The organism is Streptomyces sp. NPDC088733, assembly GCF_044751185.1.
Taxonomy (GTDB): domain Bacteria; phylum Actinomycetota; class Actinomycetes; order Streptomycetales; family Streptomycetaceae; genus Actinacidiphila.
Genome location: NZ_JBIVLH010000021.1, coordinates 74989 through 97086, shown reverse-complemented (window position 1 = coordinate 97086; position 22098 = coordinate 74989). Strand labels below are relative to the sequence as shown.

Annotated in this window: 15 protein-coding genes; 4 read left to right on the top strand and 11 right to left on the bottom strand. The window is 72.9% G+C overall.

The features are described 5' to 3' along the window. Window positions 1-82 precede the first annotated feature (82 nt). The 3 genes from ACIP64_RS30835 to gmd all read right to left on the bottom strand — a co-directional run bounded on the left by ACIP64_RS30835 (window position 83) and on the right by gmd (window position 6944). The gene (locus tag ACIP64_RS30835) at window positions 83-2836 is read right to left on the bottom strand and encodes a LamG-like jellyroll fold domain-containing protein (protein WP_401593036.1); all 2754 of its coding nucleotides are present in this window, start codon (window positions 2834-2836) and stop codon (window positions 83-85) included. Between the two features lie 129 nt (window positions 2837-2965). Continuing rightward, window positions 2966-5674 carry a LamG-like jellyroll fold domain-containing protein gene (locus tag ACIP64_RS30830; protein ID WP_401593034.1) on the bottom strand — a complete coding sequence of 903 codons (2709 nt, stop codon included), beginning with the start codon at window positions 5672-5674 and terminating at the stop codon, window positions 2966-2968. A gap of 256 nt (window positions 5675-5930) precedes the next feature. Further along, window positions 5931-6944, bottom strand: a complete 1014-nt coding sequence (gene gmd / locus ACIP64_RS30825) for a GDP-mannose 4,6-dehydratase (RefSeq protein ID WP_401593032.1) — start codon at window positions 6942-6944, stop codon at window positions 5931-5933. A 95-nt stretch (window positions 6945-7039) separates the two neighbouring features. Between gmd and ACIP64_RS30820 the strand changes: the two genes are divergently transcribed. Further along, window positions 7040-7990: a GDP-L-fucose synthase family protein gene (locus tag ACIP64_RS30820; protein ID WP_401593030.1), complete on the top strand. Its 951-nt coding sequence runs from the start codon at window positions 7040-7042 to the stop codon at window positions 7988-7990. A gap of 11 nt (window positions 7991-8001) precedes the next feature. Here the strand turns inward: ACIP64_RS30820 and ACIP64_RS30815 are convergent, their stop codons facing one another. Continuing rightward, window positions 8002-9486 carry a sugar transferase gene (locus ACIP64_RS30815; protein WP_401593028.1) on the bottom strand — a complete coding sequence of 495 codons (1485 nt, stop codon included), beginning with the start codon at window positions 9484-9486 and terminating at the stop codon, window positions 8002-8004. A 386-nt stretch (window positions 9487-9872) separates the two neighbouring features. Here ACIP64_RS30815 and ACIP64_RS30810 point away from each other — a divergent pair, with 386 nt between their 5' ends. After that, window positions 9873-10859, top strand: a complete 987-nt coding sequence (locus ACIP64_RS30810) for a small ribosomal subunit Rsm22 family protein (protein ID WP_401593026.1) — start codon at window positions 9873-9875, stop codon at window positions 10857-10859. Window positions 10860-11416: 557 nt separating this feature from the next. On the opposite strand, the gene ACIP64_RS30805 is transcribed toward ACIP64_RS30810, so the two are convergent. Together ACIP64_RS30805 and ddaH are read right to left on the bottom strand one after the other, a co-directional pair. Beyond that, the gene (locus tag ACIP64_RS30805) at window positions 11417-12997 is read right to left on the bottom strand and encodes a phytoene desaturase family protein (RefSeq protein WP_401593024.1); all 1581 of its coding nucleotides are present in this window, start codon (window positions 12995-12997) and stop codon (window positions 11417-11419) included. Between the two features lie 19 nt (window positions 12998-13016). Then, complete coding sequence (gene ddaH / locus ACIP64_RS30800) at window positions 13017-13832, bottom strand: dimethylargininase (protein ID WP_401593022.1); 816 nt, start codon at window positions 13830-13832, stop codon at window positions 13017-13019. Window positions 13833-13958: 126 nt separating this feature from the next. Here ddaH and ACIP64_RS30795 point away from each other — a divergent pair, with 126 nt between their 5' ends. Next, window positions 13959-15344 carry a serine hydrolase domain-containing protein gene (locus tag ACIP64_RS30795; protein WP_401593020.1) on the top strand — a complete coding sequence of 462 codons (1386 nt, stop codon included), beginning with the start codon at window positions 13959-13961 and terminating at the stop codon, window positions 15342-15344. Window positions 15345-15359: 15 nt separating this feature from the next. On the opposite strand, the gene ACIP64_RS30790 is transcribed toward ACIP64_RS30795, so the two are convergent. Continuing rightward, window positions 15360-16031, bottom strand: a complete 672-nt coding sequence (locus ACIP64_RS30790; protein ID WP_401593018.1) for a heme oxygenase (biliverdin-producing) — start codon at window positions 16029-16031, stop codon at window positions 15360-15362. Window positions 16032-16320: 289 nt separating this feature from the next. Between ACIP64_RS30790 and ACIP64_RS30785 the strand changes: the two genes are divergently transcribed. Then, entirely contained in the window at window positions 16321-17052 is a 732-nt protein-coding gene (locus tag ACIP64_RS30785) for a bifunctional DNA primase/polymerase (protein WP_401593016.1), read from the top strand. Window positions 17053-17796: 744 nt separating this feature from the next. Here ACIP64_RS30785 and efeU read toward each other — a convergent pair. The 4 genes from efeU to map form a co-directional block, all read right to left on the bottom strand. Beyond that, entirely contained in the window at window positions 17797-18669 is an 873-nt protein-coding gene (efeU, locus tag ACIP64_RS30780) for an iron uptake transporter permease EfeU (protein ID WP_401593014.1), read from the bottom strand. Between the two features lie 16 nt (window positions 18670-18685). Next, window positions 18686-19939, bottom strand: a complete 1254-nt coding sequence (gene efeB, locus ACIP64_RS30775) for an iron uptake transporter deferrochelatase/peroxidase subunit (RefSeq protein WP_401593012.1) — start codon at window positions 19937-19939, stop codon at window positions 18686-18688. A gap of 25 nt (window positions 19940-19964) precedes the next feature. After that, window positions 19965-21092, bottom strand: a complete 1128-nt coding sequence (efeO, locus tag ACIP64_RS30770; RefSeq protein ID WP_401593010.1) for an iron uptake system protein EfeO — start codon at window positions 21090-21092, stop codon at window positions 19965-19967. 154 nt (window positions 21093-21246) lie between these two features. Then, window positions 21247-22095, bottom strand: coding sequence for a type I methionyl aminopeptidase (gene map / locus ACIP64_RS30765; RefSeq protein WP_401593008.1), 849 nt, complete (start codon window positions 22093-22095; stop codon window positions 21247-21249). Between the last annotated feature and the right edge of the window lie 3 nt (window positions 22096-22098).

Sequence of the window (22098 nt, the reverse complement as noted above, 5' to 3'; positions counted from 1 at the left end):
GGGCCTCCCCTTCGGCGCCCGTGCACCGCAGGGTAGGGCGTGGCATACGTCCGATGGACGCGGTTTGAAGAAAAAGTGAGCACTAAGGTGCGCCGAATGTCAGAACGAGTTCCGGACGGTTCCCGGTGCCCGCCGCTTCGCTCGACCACAGCCACAGCGCGTCCGTACCGGCACTGGTGAGCGCCAGGTCGAAGGAGCCGCCCAGCGCCCCGCTCAGCCCCGCGGCGCTCAGCGCCGCCGTGTACGTGGTCTGGGAGGCCGTCGCGCCGCTGAGCGTGCCCAGCACCGCGGCGGACAGGGCCGGCCGGTTGGTGTACGTGGCGCCCGTCTCGGTCCAGGCCCCGGTGACCGGGACGACGCTCACGGTGTCGGCCGAGCCCGCGGTGGGGTCGGAGTTGGTGCGCAGCCGCAGCGCCGCCGACTTCAGCACGGTCCCGGCGGGCGCGGACGGCAGCGCGAAGCGCAGATAGGTGACGTACGCCGAACTGCCGCGCACCGCCAGCGACCCCGAGGTGCCGAAGTTGCTCGACGGCGCCCCGGCGTTGACGTACGTGTCCTCGGCCGCCGCCACCGTGACCTGGGTGTCCTGCGGCGGCGGTGTGCCGCCCCCGCCGGTGCCCAGGGTGTGGTGGGCGGCGACCTGGGCGGCGGTCAGCACGTGCGGGTACACGGCGGTCTCGTCCAGCTGACCGGCGAAGAAGTTGCTCGCCGGCTGCGACGGCCAGCCGCCGAGGTTGTCGCCGCCGACCCGCCAGTAGCCCGCGTAGTCCTGGCTGGTGGTGGTCGTGCCGGAGGCCGACAGGGCCCCGTCGACGTAGAGCTTCATGCCGTCGCCGCCCTGGGTGGCGACCACGTGGTGCCAGGCGCCGTCGTTCCAGGCGCCGGTGGTGGCGATCGTGCGGGTGCCGCCGGAGTACACGCCGAAGACCAGCCGGCCGTCGTTGGTCATGTAGACGTGCTTGTCGTAGCTGGCGCTCAGGTTGTCGTCGACATTGCGGTCGCCGAAGCCGATCAGCCGGCCGCCCGAGGTGGTCGTCGTCCGGAACCAGGTCTCGATGCTGTACGCGGCCGGGCGCGGGTGCCGGGCGTCGCTGTAGGCGTAGTCGTTGCTGCCGTTGAAGCCCATGGCCGTGCCGCCGCCGGGCACCGCGCCTGGACTCTGCCGGTACAGCGGCCCGTTGAGGTAGACCGCGTTGTCGCCGCCCGGCGAGGAGTCGGCGCCGAACTGGCCGGAGGCCTCCTCGTAGCGCCAGTACAGCGTCGCGCCGTCGGCGACGACCCGCGCGGGGTACGCCTGCGTGCCGCCGGCCGCCGTCACCGACTGGGCGGCGGACTGGGCACTGGTGTTGGTGCCGTCGCTCGCGCTGACCCGGTAGGAGTGGGTGGTGCCCGCGGTGACCGAGGTGTCGGTGAAGGTGAGCTGCGGGCGCGACCACGGCAGCGAGGCGCCGGTGGTGGTGTACACCGGCGTGCCGGAGCCGTCGCGGTAGACGCGGTAGGTCAGCGGCCCGTCGTCCAGGTCCAGGCTGGACCGCCAGCGCACCGCGACCTCACCGGCCCGGACGCTGGAGACGTTGACCTCGGGCACGCTCGGCGCCCCGGTGTCGGGACCGGAGGCGAAGCGCGTCAGACCCTGCTGGGCGGCCCCGGCGACGGTGGTGAACTCGCCGCCCACCCACAGGTAGTCGGTGCCGCCCGAGGAGGCCACCGTCATCACCCGCGGCCCCAGGCCCTCCCCGATGCCGTCGTTGGTGTCGGGGAACCAGGGCAGCAGCACCGGGTCGTCCACCGACTCCGCCAGCAGGTGCTTGCGCCGCTGGTTGGGGTACTCGCCCATGCTGCTGCAGTCGTGCGCGTGCGATCCGCTGTAGAGCACCGTGCGGTACACGACGACGGACTGGGTGGCGCCCAGGCAGTTGTCCCGCCAGCGCTGCCCGAAGTCGGAGGTGTTCAGGGCGATGCGGCCGTCGAAGACCCCTCCTCCGGTGCCCTCGTTGGCGGTGAAGACCGCCGTCGCGTCGGCGGTGAGGTCCTTGACCACCGACGTCGGCGGGATGAAGCCCACCGGGTAGGCGCGGGTCAGGGCGCCGCCCGCGGTGTCGACGACGGCCAGCGCGTGCGAGCCGGTGCCGCCCACGGTGTCGAAGTCCCCGCCGAGGACGGCGTGCGCGCCGTCCGGGGCGAGCTGGATCGCCCGGCCGGGCTTGTCGGCGTCCGGGTTCCAGGCCCGCAGCGCCCCGGCCGTGGACAGGGCGGCGAAGCGCGCCCTGGACTGGCCCGCGACGGAGGTGAAGTCGCCGCCCGCGTAGACGGTGTCGCCGGTGACCGCCAGCGCCCGCACCGTGGCCGAGAACGACGGCCGGAAGGAGGCGACCGGGGTGCAGGTGGCGATGTCGATCGCGGCCAGGCTGCTGACGGTGACACCGTTGACGGCGTTGAACCAGCCGCCGGCGTACAGCGTCCGCCCGTCCGGCGAGACCTCCAGGGCGCGCACGGTCGCGGTGCCCGAGCCGATGGTGAAGGAGAGGCGGCAGCCGGTGGGCGCGCCGGTCGCCGCGTCGAAGGCGGCGAAGTTGACGGCGGGCTGCGTGGTCGTGCCCGCACCGGAGGACCGGACGACGGAGAAGGTGCCGCCCGCGAAGACGGTGCCGCCCTGCTGGGCCATCGCCCACACGACGCCGTTGGTCTGCCACGTCGGCAGCGGGTCGGCGGTCATCGCGACCGGTGCCGTGAGCGCCGCGGCGGGCGGCGCGGTCGCGACCCCCGCCCCGGCCAGTGACGCCGCCGTCAGTGCGAGCGCGGTCGAAAGCGTTCTCGCGGTTCCCGCAGTGCGCATGAGCCCCCCAGCCCTCGCGACCCCCGGCGGCGAAGTGACGAACCGCCTGGCACGGCAGCGTACGCCGTACCGGGCGGCCCGGAGGAGACCCCGGCGCGTACTTTCCGCCGGGGTCTCCGGATTGCCCCGCTAGGAGCCGAACGTCAGCACGAGCCTCGGCGCGTTCGCCGAGGACGGCGCCTGCCGCGACCACAGCCACAGCGCGTCGGTCCCGGTACTGGTCACCGCCATGCCGTACGAGCCGCCGAGCGCCCCGCTGAGCTGGGCGGCGTCCAGCGGCACCGCGTACGCCGTGGAGATCGCCGTGGCACCCGTCAGGCTGCCGAGCACCGTCGAGGACAGCGCCGGGCGGTTGGCGTACGTGGCCCCGGTCTCCGTCCAGGCGCCGGTCACCGGCACCACGTTGGCGGTGTCGTTGGTCCCGGCGGCCGGGTCGGTGCTGGTGGTGAGCCGCAGGAACGCGCTCTTCAGCGTCTGGCCGGCCGGGGCGGCCGGCAGGCTGAAGCGCAGATAGGTCAGGTACGCCGAGCTGCCGCGCACCGCGAGCGAGCCGGAGGTGCCGTAATTGGTGGACGGCGCACCGGCGTTGACGTACGTGTCCTCGGTCGCGGTCAGCGTGGTCACCGTGTCGGCGGGCGCACTGGCCAGCTCGTAGTGGTGGGCGATCTGGGCGGCGGTCAGCGCGGCCGGGTAGACCGCCGTCTCGTCGATCTGCCCGTTGAAGTAGTTGCTGGAGGGTTGCAGGGGCCAGCCGTTGAGGTTGTCCCCGCCCGCGCGCCAGTAGCCGGTGTAGTTCTCGTTGCCGGTCTGCGGGTTGGTGCCGGCCAGGGCCCCGTCGACGTAGAGCTTCATGCCGCCGCCGTCCTGGGTGGCGACGACGTGGTGCCAGTCGCCGTCGTTGTAGGACGCGCCGGTGGTGACGGTGTTGGTGGCCCCGGTGTAGACGCCGAAGACCAGCCGGCCGTCGTTGGTCATGTAGACGTGCTTGTCGTACTGGCCGCTGGTGCCGGTGGTCGAGTTGCCGAAGCCGACGATCTTGCCGCCCGAGGTCGTGGTGGTCCGGAACCACGACTCCACGGAGAAGGTGGCCGGCCGGGTGTGGCTGCGGTCGCTGTAGACCCACTGGTTGGAGCCGTTGAAACCGATCGCCGTGCTGGGCCCGGTCACCGCGGCGGGAGTCTGCCGGTAGGACGGGGCGCCGACGTAGTCGCCGTTGTCGTCCGCGCTGGAGGCGTCGGCGGCGTAGGTCCCGCCCGTCTCGTCGTAGCGCCAGTACAGGGCGGCCCCGTCGTCCAGGACCGCGGCCGCGTAGCTGTTGCTGCCCGAGGCGACGGTCACCGTGGCGGTGGAGGACAGCGGGCTGGTGTTGGTCCCGTCGCCGGCCGACACCCGGTAGCTGTGGGTGGAACCGGGCGTGAGACCGGAGTCGGTGAAGCTCAGCTGCGGGCGCACCCACGGCATGGAGGTGGCGGTGGTCGTGTACACGGGGGTGGCGCCCCCGTCCCGGTAGACCTTGTACGTCAGCACGCTGTCGTCGTTGTCCAGGCTCGCCTGCCAGGTCACCTTGGCCTTGCCCGCCGACAGACTGGCCGCCCCGGCCTCCGGCGTGGTCGGGTTGCCGGTGTCGGGGCCGGACGCGAAGCGGGTCAGGCCCTGCTGCGCGCTGCCGTTGACGGTGGTGAACTCGCCGCCGACCCACAGGTAGTCGGTGCTGTTCCGCGACGAGACGGCCATCACGCGCGGGCCGATGCCCTCCCCGAGCCCGTCGTTGGTGTCGGGGAACCAGCCGAGCAGGTGCGGATCGGTCACCGACTCCGCCAGCAGGTGCTTGCGCCGCTGGTCGGGGTACTCGCCCATGCTGCTGCAGTCGTGCGCGTGCGAGCCGCTGTACAGCACGGTCTGGTAGACCTCGACGGACTGGGTGGCGCCCAGGCAGGTGTCGCGCCAGCGCTGGTCGAAGCTGCCGGCGTCGAAGGCGGTGCGGCCGTCGAACACGCCTCCGCCGGTGCCCTCGTTGCCCGCGTAGAGGCCGGTGGCGTCCCGGGTGATGTCCTTGACGACCGAGGTCGCCGGGAAGAAGCCCATCGGGTACGCCTTCGTGAGCGCCCCGTCGGCGCCGTCGACGACCGCCAGGGCGTGCGAGTCGGCGCCCCCGATCGTGTCGAAGTCCCCGCCGATCATGACGTGGTCGCCGTCCGGGGTGACCTGCACCGCACGCCCGGGCTTGTCGCCGGCCGGGTTCCACGAGGTCAGGGACCCCGAGGAGGTCAGCGCGGCGAAGTAGCGGCGGGACTGCCCGGCGACCGTGGTGAAGTCACCGCCCGCGTAGACGGTGTCCGCGGTCGCGTCCAGCGCCCGCACGGTCGCGGAGACCGCCGGGTGGAAGGAGGCGATCGGGGTGCAGGTGGACAGGTCGACGGCGGTCAGGCTGTTGACCTGGACGCCGTTGACGGCGCTGAAGTACCCGCCCGCGTAGAGCGTTCCGCCGTCCGGCGACACCGCCAGCGCGCGCACGGTGGCCGTGCTGCCCGCGCCGATGGTGAACGACAGCTTGCAGCCGGTCGGCGCGCCCGTCGAGGCGTCGAAGGCGGCGAAGTTCACCGCCGGCTGCTCGTTGCTGCCCGGCCCCGATCCCGGCGGCCGGACGGTGGAGAAGGTGCCGCCCGCGTAGACGACCCCCTGCGCCTGGGCCATCGCCCAGACGATGCCGTTGGTCTGCCAGGTCGGCAGGTCGTCGGCGGTCATGGCCACCGGCGAGGTGAGCGCCGTCGCGGCGGGCGCCGCCGCCACCCCCGCCCCGGCCAGCGCGCCCGCGACCAGCGCACCGGCTGCCGTCATTGCCCCAAGTCTTCGCATGTGCCCCCCAAGGCCCACTCGTCCACAAGCGGCCCAATCGCCCGCCTGTGGACCGCAGCGTAGGGGTGTGCGAACAGGGCCGGTAGAAAGTTTGACGAAATTGTGTTCACCCCATACCCGGCCGGATGTTCCCTGTCCGACATCTGCGAGGGGGAATTCGCCCCTGTGCAAGCGGATATGGCCAGGTGCGGGCCGGGGAGGGGCGCAGCGCGGAGCCGCCGGGAGCCCGGCGGCCGCGTCAGCGGTCGATGCGCACGGTCGCGCCCGCGAGCTGCCGCGCGACCTGCTCGCAGTCCGCGTCGACCATGATCCGCGCCAGCTCGTCCACCCGCACCGAGGGCTTCCAGCCGAGCAGGTCCGCGGCCTTGCTCGCGTCGCCGATGAGGGCGTCGACCTCGCTGGGGCGCTCGTACTTGGGGTCGTAGCGCACGTACTCGGACGGGTCGAGGCCGGCGTGCGCGAAGGAGGTCTCCAGGAACTGCCGTACGGTGGCGGCCTCCCCGGTGGCCACCACGTAGTCGTCCGGGGTGTCGCGCTGGAGCATCAGCCACATCGCCTCGACGTACTCCGGCGCGTAGCCCCAGTCCCGGACCGCGTCGAGGTTGCCCAGGTAGAGCCGGTCCTGCAGGCCCGCCTTGATGCGGGCGACGGCGCGGGTGATCTTGCGGGTCACGAAGGTCTCGCCGCGGCGCGGGGACTCGTGGTTGAAGAGGATGCCGTTGACCGCGAACATGTCGTACGCCTCGCGGTAGTTGACGGTCGCCCAGTAGCCGTACACCTTGGCGCAGCCGTAGGGGCTGCGCGGGTGGAAGGGCGTCCGCTCGTTCTGCGGCGGCGGGGTGGCGCCGTACATCTCGGACGACGAGGCCTGGTAGACGCGGGTGTCGACGCCACTGGCGCGCACGGCCTCCAGCAGCCGGATCGAGCCGAGGCCGGTGACGTCGCCGGTGTAGAGCGGGGCGTCGAAGGAGACGCGGACATGGGACTGCGCGCCCAGGTTGTAGACCTCGTCGGGGCGCAGGTCGCGCAGGAGGTTGACCAGGGCCACGCCGTCGGAGAGGTCGGCGTGATGGAGCGTGAAGGAACGATTCGCCTCCTGGGGTCCCTGGTAGATGTGGTCGATCCGCTCGGTGTTGAAGCTGGACGACCGTCTGACGAGGCCGTGCACCGTGTAGCCCTTGCTCAGCAGCAGCTCCGCGAGATAGGAGCCGTCCTGGCCGGTGACACCCGTGATCAGGGCGCTCTTGCCCATGCGCTGTCCCCCCTGGGGTCGGATATGTTTCCTTTGCGTACAGATGTTTGGGTTCAGCCCCTATGGGGTGACCCGGGCTGGCAGAATCGCCTGTCATGACCCAAGCGAACGCAACCCTGCCGGAGCGTGCCCGGATCTTCGTCGCGGGCCACCGCGGACTGGTCGGATCGGCGCTCGTCCGCCGGCTGGAGGCCGACGGCCACGAGGTGGTCACCCGCGGCCGCGACGAGCTCGACCTGCGCGACGCGGCGCGCACCGAGGCGTTCCTGACCGGGACCCGCCCGGACGCGGTGGTGCTGGCGGCCGCCAAGGTGGGCGGCATCATGGCCAACAGCACCTACCCGGTGCAGTTCCTGGAGGACAACCTGCGGATCCAGCTGAGCGTGATCGCCGGTGCGCACGCCGCCGGGGTCGCCCGGCTGCTCTTCCTCGGCTCGTCCTGCATCTACCCCAAGCACGCACCCCAGCCGATCCGCGAGGACGCCCTGCTCACCGGCCCGCTGGAGCCGACGAACGAGGCGTACGCGCTGGCCAAGATCGCGGGCATCGTCCAAGTGCAGTCCTACCGGCGGCAGTACGGCGCGTCCTTCGTCTCCGCCATGCCGACCAATCTCTACGGGCCCGGCGACAACTTCGACCTCGCGTCCTCGCACGTGCTGCCGGCCCTGATCCGCCGCTTCCACGAGGCGCGCTCGGCCGGGGCCCCCGAGGTGGTGCTGTGGGGCTCCGGCACACCGCGCCGGGAGTTCCTGCACGTGGACGACCTCGCCGCCGCCTGCGCGCTGCTGCTGAGCGCCTACGACGGCGACGAGCCGGTCAACATCGGCTGCGGCGCCGACCTCACCATCCGCGAACTGGCCGACACCGTACGGGAGGTCGTCGGCTACGAGGGCGACATCGTCTGGGACACCGGCAAGCCCGACGGCACCCCGCGCAAGCTGCTCGACGTCTCCCGGCTGACCGGCCTCGGCTGGAAGCCGGAGATCGCCCTGCGCGACGGCATCGCCTCGACCTATGCCTGGTGGCGGGAGCACGGCGCGGACTGAGCCCCTGGGCATCAGTACGCTCCGCGGCCGTCGACGACGGCCCGGAGCGTACGGGCCATCAGGTCGACGTCGCTGGTGAACGTCCAGTTGTCCACGTAGCGCAGGTCGAGCTGGAGGGTCTCGTCCCAGGAGAGCTCGGAGCGCCCGCTGACCTGCCACAGGCCGGTCAGGCCCGGCTTGACCGCCAGCCGCCGCAGCTCGACCTCGTCGTAGCGCGCGACCTCCTCGGGCAGCGGCGGACGCGGACCCACCAGGGACATGTCACCCTGTAGAACGTTGAGGAGCTGGGGCAGTTCGTCCAGCGAGCAGCGGCGCAGGATGCGTCCGACCCGGGTGACCCGGGGGTCGCGGCGCATCTTGAACATCAGGCCGTCGTTCTCGTTGGCGGGCGCCAGTTCCGGCTTGCGGTCGTCCGCGTCGGCCACCATCGTGCGGAACTTCCACATCGTGAACGGCACGCAGTCCAGCCCGTGCCGGATCTGCCGGTAGAACACGGGGCCCTTGGAGCCCAGCCGGATGGCCGCCGCGATGAGCCCGAACAGCGGGGAGAGCAGCAGGAGCCCGACCCCCGCCCCGACCCGGTCCAGCGCCGACTTGAGGGTGATCTGCACCCCGCGCCGCACCGGCGGGCTGATGTGCAGGAGCGTGAGCCCGGCGGCAGAGGCGAGTTCCACGCGGCGCTCGGAGACATCGGTCAGACCGGGCAGGACGGCCAGCGGCACCCCCGCGTCGTGCACCGCCCACGACAGCCGGCGCAGCCGCTCCCCGGCCATCCGCGGACCGGGTGCCACCAGCAGCAGGTCCGCGCCGAGTTCGCGGGCGGCGGCGAGGACCGCGCCCGAGTCGCCGCTCGGACGGGCCGGCGGCAGCGAGTCCAGCCGGGCGGCGACCGGGGCGCCGCACTCCAGGTTGGCCAGGCCGACCGGGACCGCGCCGACCACCACGTACTCGTGGTCGGTGCGCGCCGCGAGATGGTCGACCACGTAGTCCGCCGCGCTGGGCTCGCCCACCACGAGCACCCGGCGCACGGCGTGGGCCACGCGCCGCGAGGCGATCAGGTGGTGGTACGTCAGTTTGCGGCAGGCGGCGGTCAGCAGCAGCCCCGGGGTGAGCGCCAGCAGCGCCACCAGCGGCTCGGAGGCCTCGCCCACCACGGTGCGGACCATGGCCAGCACGCCCAGCAGGATCAGCCAGTCGTGGAGCACCGAGCGCGCGCTGCGGGACTCGCCCAGCACCCGGCTCGCGTAGCGGTGCCGCCCGGCCTGCACACAGGCCCAGGACAGCGCCGCGGTCCCCGCGCAGAGCAGGGGGTGCGGCTGGCCCGTGGCGTCGAAGACGAGCTCGACGGGGACCCCGGCCCCGGCCGCGTCGGTGACGAGTGCCACCGGGAGGTACCAGCGCGCCTTGTCGCTCGATCCGTGCGGTGCCGCGACGGCGCGGCCCTGCGCGGGAGTTGTTTGTATCTCTTCCGAACTGGGTGTACCGACCCGCCGCATGGACCCCCCTGGCACAACGCGACAAAGTGGGCACGCCTGCCACTTCCCCAAGCAGCGGTGTGCCGTAGTAAGCCGGAACGCTATGCCAAACAGTTGTACGTTCGCTGCGGTTTACGAAATTTCGGAGGTCCGTTGTCCTGAAGTTCACGTTCGGCTGGATCTGACCACTCCAGTGAAGCGTTCGCCCTTTTGTGGCTGATTGCGCCTGTGTTGCGGCCTGTGGAGATCAACCGGTGGGTTTGCCCGTCGCGGGCCGGACCCGGGGGACCGGCGAACGATCGTCCGCACGTTCGGCCGTCCGGGTGACGCGCGGCGGGGGACGGCGACCCGGGGGGCGCCGCCCGGCCGGGCGGGCGGTGCGGAAGCGGCCCTTACCCTTGTCCCTTGTGTCCACTCTGCATGCCGCCCTCGCCGATCTCCTCGACGGGCTCCCCCCGGGCCGCGCCGCCCAGGCCGTCGACCGCCTGATCGCCACCTACCGGGGACGTACGCCCAGCAGCACGCCGATCCTCCGCGACCGCTCCGACGTGGCGGCCTACGCGTCCTACCGCATGCCCGCGACCTACGCGGCCGTGTCCGCGGCGCTCGCGGAGTTCCGCGACCGGGCAGGGGAGTGGGCACCGGACAGCCACCTCGACGTGGGCGGCGGCACGGGCGCCGCGACCTGGGCCGTCGCCGACGCCTGGGACGAGGGCACGCACACCAGCACCGTCCTGGACTGGTCGGACGCCGCCCTCGCCCTCGGTCGCGACCTGGCCGCCGCCGCCGGGCACGAGGCCGTACGGCAGGCGCAGTGGGTGAAGGCGCCGCTCGGCACCGCGGCGCGGCTCCCCGAGGCCGACCTGATCACGCTCTCGTACGTCATCGGCGAACTGGCCGACGCCGACCGCGAGGCCGTCGTCGCCGAGGCCGCCCGGGCCGCGCGCGGGGCCGTCCTCGTCGTCGAACCGGGCACCCCCGACGGCTACGCCCGGGTGCTCGCCGCCCGCGACACCTTCGTCGCGGCCGGCCTCCACGTCCTCGCGCCCTGCCCGCACGACGGGGCGTGCCCGGTGCAGGCCCCCGACTGGTGCCACTTCGCCGCCCGCGTCGCCCGGACCTCGCTGCACCGCCAGGTCAAGGGCGGCTCGCTGCCCTACGAGGACGAGAAGTTCAGCTACGTCGCCGCGGCCCGCTTCCCCGCCGGGCCCGCGCCGGACCGGGTGGTGCGCCACCCGCAGATCCGCAAGGGGCAGGTGCTGATCGACCTGTGCACCGTCGAGGAGGGGCTGCGGCGCACCACGGTCAGCAAGCGGCAGGGCCCCCTGTACCGGGCGGCGCGGGACGTGGCCTGGGGCGACGCGTGGCCGCCCCCGGAGGCGGCTGAGGAGTAGCCGGTCCGGGAGGGGGCCCGCCGGGCGCGGGTCGTCGCCCCGTTCAGCCAAGGGCGGGTCGCTGCCGTACGTGGACGGTTCGGCTGCGCCACTTTCCTGCCCGGGCCGACGCCGGAGCGGATGACACGCCCCCCGTACCGACCGGCGCGCGACGCGGCCTGGGGTGATGTCTGGCCGCCCCCGGAGGCGGCTGAGGAGTAGCCGGTCCGGGAGGGGGCCCGCCGGGCGCGGGTCGTCGCCCCGTCCAGCCAAGGGCGGGTCGCTGCCGTACGTGGACGGTTCGGCTGCGCCACTTTCCTGCCCGGGCCGACGCCGGAGTGGCAGGGCGCCCTGTACCGGGCGGCGCGGGACGTGGCGTGGGGCGACGCGTGGCCGCCCCTGGACGCGGCCGGAGTAGCCGGTGGGGGCGTTCCGGCTGCGTCGCGTTGCGTGGCGGGCTTGGGCGCCGGGCTGAACCTTCGTGTTGGATGTCGCGAGCCCTGTGCCGGTGTGCCCGCGGCGTGGCGCGTCGCCGCCGCGGGGCCGGGGCCGTTCCGGCCCACCCCGGTCCCGCGCCGTCAGGCGCCCAGCACCGCCATGGCCGCGTTGTGGCCCGGGATGCCGCTGACGCCGCCGCCCCGCACGGCGCCCGCGCCGCAGAGCAGCACATTGGCGTGGGCCGTCCCGACGCCCCAGGGGCCGGCGTCCTCGCCGTCCGCACTGTCCTCCCGTGCGTACGGGAAGGACAGGTCCCGGTGGAAGATGTGCCCGCCGGGCAGGCCGACCTCCCGCTCCAGGTCCAGCGGCGACTTGGCCTCGATGCACGGCCGCCCGTCCGCGTCGACCGCCAGGCAGTCCGCCAGCGGCTCCGCGAGCACCGCGTCCAGCTGCGCGAGCGTGGCCCTCAGCAGGGCGTCCTTCGCCCCGGCGGGGTCGGCCGCGAAGAGCCGCGCGGGAGCGTGCAGCCCGAACAGGGTGAGGGTGTGCATGCCCTCCGCGACGAGCCCGGGGGCCAGGATCGTGGGGTCCGTCAGCGAGTGGCAGTAGATCTCCGACGGCGGGGCCGTGGGCACCGCCCCGGCCGCGGCCTCCTCGTACGCGCTCTGCAGCCCGCTGTAGGACTCGGCGATGTGGAAGGTGCCGGAGAACGCCTCGCGCGGGTCCGCGTCCGCGTCCCGCAGCCGCGGCAGGCGGCGCAGCAGCATGTTGACCTTGAGCTGGGCGCCCTCGGGCCGGTCCGGGGCGGGCTCGCCGAGCAGTCCGGCCAGGGCGTGCGGCGAGGCGTTGACCAGGACGTGCCGGGCCGACACGCGGCCGCCGTCGAAGTCCACCTCCGCCCGGGTCCCGTCCGTGGCGATCGCGGTGACCTCGGTGCCGGTGAGGATCTCCGCCCCGGCCGCCCGCGCCGCGTCCGCCAGTGCGTCGGTGAGCGCGCCCATGCCGCCGACGGGCACGTCCCAGTCGCCGGTGCCGCCGCCGATCACGTGGTAGAGGAAGCAGCGGTTCTGCAGCAGCGAGGGGTCGTGGGCGTGCGTGAAGGTGCCGATGAGGGCGTCGGTGAGCACCACGCCCCGCACCACGTCGTCGTCGAACGCCGCCTCGACGCTCTCGCCCAGCGGCCGTTCGAACAACTGCTCCCAGGCCGCCTTGTCGTCCACGATCCGCTCCAGCTCGCCGCGCGAGGGCAGCGGACGGGTCAGCGTCGGGAAGACCCGCTCGGCGACCCGCTGCGTCATCCCGTAGAAGCGCTGCCACGCCTCGAAGTCGCGGTCGGAGCCGGTGAGCCGCACGAAGCTCTCCCGGGTGCGGGCGGCCGACCCGGCGTCCACGAGCAGGCCGCCGTCCCCGTGCGGGGTGTACGAGGAGATCCGGCGCCGCCGCACCGCGAAGCGCAGCCCCAGGTCGTCGACGATCTTCCGGGGCAGCAGGCTCACCAGGTACGAGTAGCGCGACAGCCGCGCGTCGAAGCCGCTGAACGCCCGCGTCGAGACGGCGGCGCCGCCGGTCGAGGGCAGCCGTTCCAGCAGGAGTACGGAGCGGCCGGCCCGGGCGAGGTACGCGGCGGCGACCAGGCCGTTGTGGCCGCCGCCCACGATCACGGCGTCGTAGGTGGTCCGAAGGGGCCGGTGGGACCGCGGCGGCTGCGGCTGCTGAACCATGGGCCCCTTCGTATCACGGTCAGTCGCGCAGCTCCATGGTGCAGCACTTCACGCTGCCGCCGGCCTTGTGCAGTTCGGACATGTCGACCGTGAGCGGCTCGAAACCGCGCTCCCGCAGCGGCTTGAGCAGCCCCTTCGCCGCGGCCGGGACCAGGACGTTCAGCCCGTCGCTGACGCAGTTCATGCCGAAGGCGAGGGCGTCGTCGCGGGTGGCGACCAGCGCGTCGGGGAAGAGCCGGCGCAGCACCGACCGGCTGCCGGGGGAGAAGGCGTCCGGGTAGTACATGATCTCGTCGCCGGAGAGCACGCACAGCGCGGTGTCCAGGTGGTAGAAGTGCGGGTCGGTGAGCTCCAGGCCGATCACGGGCCTGCCGAAGTACTCCTGGAGCTCGGAGTGCGACAGCGGGCTGCTGCGGAAGCCCTTGCCGGCCAGCAGCCAGCTCTCGGTGACCGCGAAGTCGCCCTCGCCCTCGTTGATGTGCTGCGGGTCGTGGACGTGGGTGTAGCCGCGGCTGAGGAACCAGTCGCGGTGCGCCGGGGCCTCCGCCTGGCGCTCGATGTTGGCGAAGCGGGCGCCGAAGACCCGTCCGTCCACCACGGTCGCGCCGTTCGCCGCGAACACCATGTCCGGCAGGCCGGGCAGCGGCTGCAGGATCTCGACGGCGTGGCCCAGCGAGCGGTACCGGTCGCGGAGGTCCTCCCACTGGAAGAGGGCGAGCGCGGGATCGACCGGCTTGGCGGGGTCCATCCACGGGTTGATGGAGTAGGTGACCCGGAAGTACGTGGGGGGACACATCAGGTACCGCCGGAACGAAGCGGTTCGCGCTGCGCTCAATGAAGGCTCCTCACGGTGTGGTTGAGGCCGTTGTGCACATGGTGGACCCGCGGCGGACGTCGCGCACCGGATTGCGGACCGAAAAATGCCCGTTCGGCCCTGGTGGGCGGCCTCTAGGGTGAGCGCATGCCGACACCGAGCACCGCCTCCGACGACCTCCTGCTCCCCGGGACCCGCCGTGCCCTGCTGCACCGGATCGCGGTCGCCCAGTCCACCTCCCGCACGCCCTCCCTCGTGGCGGCCGTCGTCCGGGACGGCCGCACCCTGTGGACCGGCGCGCGGTCCTGCGTGGACGGGCACGCGCCCGACGGCGACACGCAGTACCGGATCGGCTCGATCACCAAGACCTTCGTGGCCGTGCTGGTCATGCGGCTGCGCGACGCGGGACGCCTCGGGCTGGACGACGCGGTGGACAAGCATCTCGGCGCCACCGCCGCGACCGGGGTGACGATCCGTCAACTCCTGGCGCACACCGCGGGACTGGCCTCCGAGCCGCCCGGCCCCTGGTGGGAACGGACCCCCGGTGGGCTGCGCCCCGACATCGACGGGCTGCTCGGCGAGCACGCCCGGCTGCACCCGGCCGGTGAGCGCCACCACTACTCCAACCCGGGCTTCGCCCTGCTCGGCGCCGTCGTGGAGCGGCTCCACGACGGGCAGCCGTGGGACGAACTGCTCTGGTCCCAGGTGCTCGAACCGCTCGGCATGGCCCGCACCACCCGCCGCCCGCAGGCCCCGCACGCGGGCGGCTGGGCCGTGCACCCGTACGCCGAACTGATGCTGCCGGAGGCCGTGCACGAGACCGGCCTGATGGCACCGGCGGGCGAACTGTGGTCGACGGCAGACGACTTGTGCCGCTGGGCCGCCTTCCTGGCCGCGGGCGACGAGGCCGTCCTGTCCGCCGCCACCCTGGAGGAGATGCGCCGGCCCGCCGCGCCCGGCGGCGACCACGGCCTCGGGCTCCAGCTGACGGCGGCGGCGGACGGGCGGCCGCTGGTCGGGCACGGCGGCTCGATGCCGGGCTTCGTGGCCGGGCTGTGGTGCGACGTCGCCGAGCAGGTGGGCGCCGTCGTCCTCGCCAACTCCACGACCGGCGCCCAGACCGGGGTGGTCGCACGGGACCTGCTGCGCATCGTCACCGAGCACGAGCCGCGCATCCCCGAGCCCTGGCGCCCGGTCTCCGACCCCGACCCCGAACTGCTCGCGCTCACCGGCCCCTGGTACTGGGGCACCTCCCCGCACGTGCTGCGGCTGACCGCCGGCCGCGACCTGGAACTCGCCCCCGCGACCCCCGGCGGCGGCCGCGGCGCCCGCTTCCGCGCCGAACCGGACGGCACCTGGACCGGGCTGGAGGGCTACTACGACGGCGAGACGCTGCGCGTGGTCCGCTCGGCCGACGGCACCGTCACCCACCTCGACGTCGGCACGTTCGTTCTCACCCGCACCCCCTACGACCCCGCCGCCCCGGTGCCCGGCGGCGTCGACCCGGCCGGCTGGGGGGCGCACGGGGCATGAGGGAGCCGTACGCGCTCAGGCGGTGAGCGGGAACTCCCGTCCGAGCGCGGCGAAGACCGCCGAGTTGTGGGCGAAGGCCCGGCGGCACTCCTCCACGACGCGCTGCCTCTCCAGCTCGCCGGCGGGCAGCGCGTCCAGCAGGGTCCGGTACTCCCGCTTGAAGGCGGCGGGGTTGCCGATCGCCTCGAAGACGTAGAAGCGCACGCCGTCGCCCTTGCGGGTGAAGCCCCAGGTCCTCTCGGCGATGCCGCGGATGACCTGGCCGCCGGAGAGGTCGCCGAGGTAGCGGGTGTAGTGGTGGGCGACATAGCCCGCCGGCCAGTCGCGCGCCGTCTCCGTGATGCGGGCGGCGTATGCGGCGGTCTCGGGCAGGACCGCCGCCCGCTCCCGCCAGCCGGAGCCGAGCAGGTGGCCGAGGTCGCGTTCGAGCGCGGCGACCCGGGGCAGCTCCGGCCGCAGGAACGGGCCCGCGACGGGGTCGCCGGCCAGCGCCGCGGCCCCGTCCTCCAGGGCCCGGTAGACGAACCACAGTTGCTCGGTGTACCGGGCGTACGCGGCCACCCCGAGGCGTCCGCCGAGCAGGTCGCCGATGAATGTGGAGTTCTCCGCCTCGGTGTGGCGGTCGTGGGAGGCGGCGCGGATCACGGTGGAGAACGGTGGCGCTCCGGAGGGGCCGGCGGTCGTCAAGGGGAGCCTCCTGCGGTCGGGCCGTGCAGGAATCGTGCCCACTTAGGCTTGCCTTAGTCAATGGGCTTGCCGACAGCCTGTCGGAAACCAGGCTACGTCCCGGTGGGGCGGTATGGGGTCATTTGCGGGCACCCATCCCCCCTTCGGGGGACCTTCCGGGCACCCCGGGTGCAAACCGGATCCGTACAGGGCGCAGGATGGAATTCCACCATCCGTGGATTCCGCTCACGTCTTTTCCTTCGTTACGTAGGGTGGAGCGAGGGTTCACACGGGCGAGGGAAGGGGCTCGATGGTCACCAAGGGCAGGTTGTCCGGCTGGTTGCGCCGGAAAGCGGGGGAGCGGGACGCCGACGGCGAGGACGCCCTCGCCCAGCGGACCCCGGGCGCCCGCGACCGGGACGACCTGCTGCTCGCGGCCGCCGAGGCCGGCCTGCCACTGGCCCTCGCCGCGCACCCCTCCGCCGAGTCCGGCTACCGCTGCTCCTGCGACCGGATCGGCTGCCCCACCCCGGGCCGGCACCCCGTCTCCTTCGCCTGGCAGACCCAGGCCACCACGGACCCCGAGGCGATCCGCCGCTGGCTGCGCACCGAGCCGCTCGCGAACTTCATCACCGCCACCGGCATCGCCCACGACGTCCTGGACGTCCCCGCCGAGGCCGGCCGGATCGCCCTGGAACGCCTGGCCGCCGAGGGTGCCGCCACCGGGCCGGTGGCCGTCTCCGACGGCCGGACCCTGTTCTTCACCGGCACCCGCGCCACCGCCGACGAGGACGAGTGGTGGCCCTGCGAACTGGACTGCCACCCCGAGACCCTCGACGAGCACCCCGGCCTGCGCTGGCATTGCCGCGCCAGCTATGTGCTGATGCCGCCCTCGCGCCTGCCGTCGGGCGCCGTCGTCACCTGGCTGCCCGGCCACGGCCCCGACCGCCCGCTGCCCGACCCCCTGCCACTGCTCGCCGTCCTGACGGACGCCTGCGCCCAGGTCGAGCACGAGCCCGAAACGGCCGGCTGGATCGCCTGAGCCGCCCCTCCCGGCGGCGGTGAGCCTTCCCGGCACGTGCCCGTCACGCCGCCGTGCCGCCGGCCCCGGCCCGTGCGGGGTGCGGAAGCCCGGCGTCCGGCTGTGTCGCTTGACCCCCGGGACGGGCCTGTTGTGCGGTCCGGCCCATCGCGGTTCCCGTTGCCCAGGCGCAGAAGTCCGGGTTTCGGCCGTGCATGTGGCTGCCGCGACCGGCGTGCCGCTGGATCCGCTGCTCGTTGCCAGGGTCTTGGCGCCGGGGTCGATGGGCGCGGTGTGATGCTCGCGGCAAGGAGGGCCGGCGCCCGGCTGTGGCGCTTTGCCGCTGTCGCGGTTTCCGTTGTCGAGGCGCGGTGTGGAGCGTGGCGCAGAAGTTCGGGGTCCGGCTGGGCATGTGGCTGCCGGGACGGGCCTGCCGCTGGATCCGCTGCCTGTCGTCAGTGTGTGGTGCCGGTATTGATCCTCGCGGCGAGGAGGAGGACCGCAGCCCGGCGGCCGTGGCGCCTCGGGCCTTCGAAGCGAGACACGGAAGAGCAGCGCGGCCCGCCGCCGGATCCGGGGCAAGGTCGCATGCCCTGCCCAGCCGCGCGCCGTGTGGTGCGAGGCACGGAAGGGCCGTGCCCCGGTACGACCGGCCTGCCGCCGCACGCGGTGCCGGCGGCACGAAGCCCCCGCGTGCCGCGCTCGCGGCGCGGCATGGGCCCGGCCCCGCAGGGCCGGGAGCCGACGGACCCACGCCTACGGGCGTCAGCCCCCGTCGCCGACGGGCCGTGCCCCCTCAGGCACTCGCTCGCCGGAACCGGCGCGCGCCGCCGGCGCGGCGGGGCGGCCGGGGCGCAGGAAGAAGAACATGGCCGGCGCGAGGTACAGGGCCCAGACCGCGACCTGGAGCCAGGTCGGGTCCGGCTGGAAGTTGAACACGCCCTTGAGCAGCGTCCCGTACCAGGAGTCCGCCGGGATCGTCGTGCTGATGTCGAAGGCCCGCGAGCCCAGTCCGGGCAGCCAGTCGGCCTCCTGGAGGTCGTGGAAGCCGTACGCGAGGACGCCGGCCGCCACGACGACCAGCATCGCCCCGGTCCAGGTGAAGAACTTGGCCAGGTTGATGCGGACCGCGCCGCGGTAGAACAGCCAGCCGAGGACCACGGCCGTGAGCAGTCCCAGCGCCGCGCCGACCAGCGGCCGTACGCCGTCGTCGGTGGCCTGCACGGCGGTCCAGATGAACAGCGAGGTCTCCAGCCCCTCGCGGCCCACCGCGAGGAAGGCGGTGACGATCAGGGCGCCGGTGCCCATGGCGACCGCGGCGTCGAGCTTGCCGTGCAGTTCGGCCTTCAGGTGCCGCGCGGTGCGCCGCATCCAGAACACCATCCAGGTCACCAGGCCGACCGCGATGACCGACAGCGAGCCGCCGAGCGCCTCCTGCGCCTGGAAGGTGAGTTCGGAGGAGCCGAACTGCAGCGCGGCGCCGAAGCCGAGGCTCAGCAGCACCGCGGCGCCGACGCCGAGCCAGACCGGCGGCAGCTTGTCCTTGCGGTCCGTCTTCACCAGGTAGGCGACCAGGATGCAGACGACCAGGCTGGCCTCCAGGCCCTCACGGAGTCCGATCAGGTAGTTGCCGAACACCCGCCGTCACTTCCTTTCAGTTGTTCCCGAAGAGCGCGCGGCCCCACCAGTCGCCGGAGTCCCGGACGCCCGGCGGTACGGCGTAGACGGCCGAACCCACGTGCTGGATGTACTCGTTGAGCGCGTCGGTCTTGGCCAGCCGCATCTGCAGCGGGATGAAGCCGTCGCGCACGTCGCGCTGGTAGGCGATGAAGAACAGACCGGCGTCCAGCCGCCCGAGGCCGTCGGTGCCGTCGGTGAAGGAGTAGCCGCGCCGCAGGATCGTCACGCCGCTGTTGTCGGGGTGCGAGAGGCGGACGTGCGCGTCGGGCTTCATCGCCTTGAAGTCCGGGGTGTCGCGCTCGTGCTTCCTGCCGAGCGGGGCGCCCTCGCCCTTGGTCCGGCCGAAGACGTCCTCCTGCTCGCGCAGGGAGGTCCGGTCCCAGGTCTCGATGTGCATCCGGATGCGCCGGGCCACCAGGTACGAGCCGCCGGCCATCCAGGCCGGGCCGTCGTTGGACGGGACCCACACGTGCTTGTCCTGGGCGGCCCTGTCGGAGCCGGCGACGTTGTGCGTGCCGTCCTTGAAGCCCATCAGGTTGCGCGGGGTCTGCTCGTCGGGCGTGGTGGAGGAGGTCTTGCCGAAGCCGAGCTGCGACCAGCGCATCGCGACCTTGCCGAAGCCGATGCGGGCCAGGTTGCGGATGGCGTGCACCGCCACCTGCGGGTCGTCGGCGCAGGCCTGGACGCACAGGTCGCCGCCGCTGCGGCTCGCGTCCAGGTTGTCGCCGGGGAACTTCGGCAGGTCCACCAGGGCCTCGGGGCGCTGCCCGGTGAGCCCGAAGCGGTCCTTGCCGTCGGCGCCGCGGAAGAGCGAGGGGCCGAAGCCGACGGTCAGCGTGAGCCGGGAGGGCTGGAGGCCGAGGGCCTCGCCGGTGTCGTCCGGCGGGGCCTCGGCGAGGCCGCCGACCGCGCCCTCGCCGACCGGCCGGCCCTGCGTCATCCGGCGCGCGGCCTCGGTCCACTCCTTCAGGAGCGCGATCAGTTCCTCGCGGTCCTCGGTCGTGACGTCGAAGGACGCGAAGTGCAGCCGGTCCTGGACCGGGGTGGTGATGCCGGCCTGGTGCGGGCCGTGGAAGGCGATCGCGCTGCCCGCGGAGGCCGCGGGCTGCACGTCGTTCCCGGTGCGCACGGCGGCCACGGCGCTGCCGGCCGCGGCGGCGCCGAGGACGACCCCGGCGCCGGTCCAGCCGAGCAGTGTGCGCCGCGAGGTGGTGGTTTCCTCGGACATGCTCCCCAGTCCTTTGTGGTGACGGTTACTTGGCGACGGCCGCGGCGAGCTTGGACAGCGGCTCGGCCAGCGCGTTGACGCCGTCCGAGAGCTCCTTGCGGTCGGCCTTGCCGACGGTGTCGTACGAGACGAACGTGTCGCCCTTGCGGTACTTGCCCAGCAGCCCCGTCAGGGCTGTGAACTGCTTGTCCAGTTCGGAGGTGAGCGCCGGGTCGCTCTCGGCGGCGACCGGCTTCAGCAGCTCGTACGCCTTCTGCGCGCCCTCGACGTTGGCCTGGAAGTCCGACAGGTCCGTGTGGGAGTAGCGGTCCTCCTCACCGGTGATCTTGCCGGTGGCGACCTCGTCCAGCAGTTCCTTGGCGCCGTTGGCCATGCTGGTGGCGGTGATCTCGGCCTTGCCGACGCGGGTCTGCCAGTCCTTGAGGTCGGTGACGAGCTGGTCGGCGAGGGTGCCTTCCTCGGCGCCGGCCTTCTTGTCCTTCCACAGGGACTTCTCCAGCCGGTGCCAGCCGGTCCACTTCTGGCCGTCCTCCAGACCGTCCTCACGGGTGTCGGTCAGGGGGTCGATGTCGCCGAAGGACTCGGCGACCGGCTCGGTGCGCTCCCATCCGACGCGGGACGGCGCGAAGAGCGACTTGGCCTTCTCCACGTCGCCGGCCTTGACGGCGTCGGCGAACTGCTGGACCACCGGGATGGTCTGGTCGGCCTGCTCCTGGGCGTACTTGCGGTACGCGGCGACGGCCGCGTCCAGGCGCGGGTCGCTCTTGACGGCGCCCTTGCCGGTCACGGTGATCTTCTGGCGGATGCCGTCGCCCTGCATGCCGGGCTTGCAGGCGATCTCGTAGGAGCCGGCCTTGATCTCGGCGGTGATGGTGGCCTTGGTGCCGGGGCCGATGTTCTCCCGCTCGGTCACGATCTTGTCGCTGGGCGTGTAGACGTAGACCTCGGTGACCTTGGAGCCCTTGTTCTCCACGGCGAGCTGCACGTGCCCGGCCGGGAAGGTGGTCTTGGAGACGTCGCATGCGGTGTCCGAGGCGGTCACGGTGATCGCGTCCGAGGAGGCGCTGTCCGCCTTCTCCGCGCACCCGGTCACGGCGGTGACGGCGACCACTATGCCGGCGGCGGCTACTGCGGACATGCGGACGGCGGACATACAGGCTCCTGGCGGATCGGTGAGGCGAGGACTTAGGTGAGCCTTTCTGTGGAAAGGCTTGCCTAACTTACCCAAGCCTCATCTCGCCTTGCCCACTATTGAGTAAAGAAAGAGTAATGAAGGGGCGTGGCGGTGTGCGGGTCGGGCGGGGGGCTCAGGGCAGGGTCAGTACCTCGGCGCCCGTCTCCGTGACGACCAGGGTGTGCTCGAACTGCGCGGTGCGCTTGCGGTCCTTGGTGACCACCGTCCAGCCGTCGTCCCACATCTCGTACTCGTGGGTGCCGAGCGTCAGCATGGGCTCGATGGTGAAGGTCATGCCCGGCTTCATCACCGTGGTGGCGCGCGGATCGTCGTAGTGCGGGACGATCAGGCCCGAGTGGAAGGACGTGTTGATGCCGTGGCCGGTGAAGTCGCGCACCACGCCGTACCCGAAGCGCTTGGCGTACGACTCGATCACCCGGCCGATCACATTGATCTGCCGGCCCGGCTTGACCGCCTTGATCGCGCGATTCAGCGATTCCCGGGTGCGGTCCACCAACTGCCGTGATTCCTCGGCGACTTCGCCCACGAAATAGGTGGCGTTGGTGTCGCCGTGCACCCCGTGGATGAAAGCCGTCACATCGAGATTGACGATGTCGCCGTCGCGCAGTTCGGTCGAGTCGGGGATGCCGTGGCAGATGACCTCGTTGATGGACGAGCACAGCGACTTGGGGAAGCCCCGGTAGCCGAGGTCCGAGGGGTAGGCCTGGTGGTCGCACATGTAGGTGTGGGCGATCCGGTCCAGTTCGTCCGTGGTGACCCCGGGCGCGATGGCCTTCGCCGCCTCCTCCATCGCCCGTGCGGCGATCCGGGACGCGACGCGCATCTTCTCGACGGTCTCCGCGGACTGCACCTCCGGCCCGTCGTACGGCTGCGGGGCCGGACGGCCCACGTACTCGGGCCGCGGGATCGAGGCGGGGACGTGACGCGTGGGGGAGAGCTTGCCGGGCACCAGGACAGACATGTC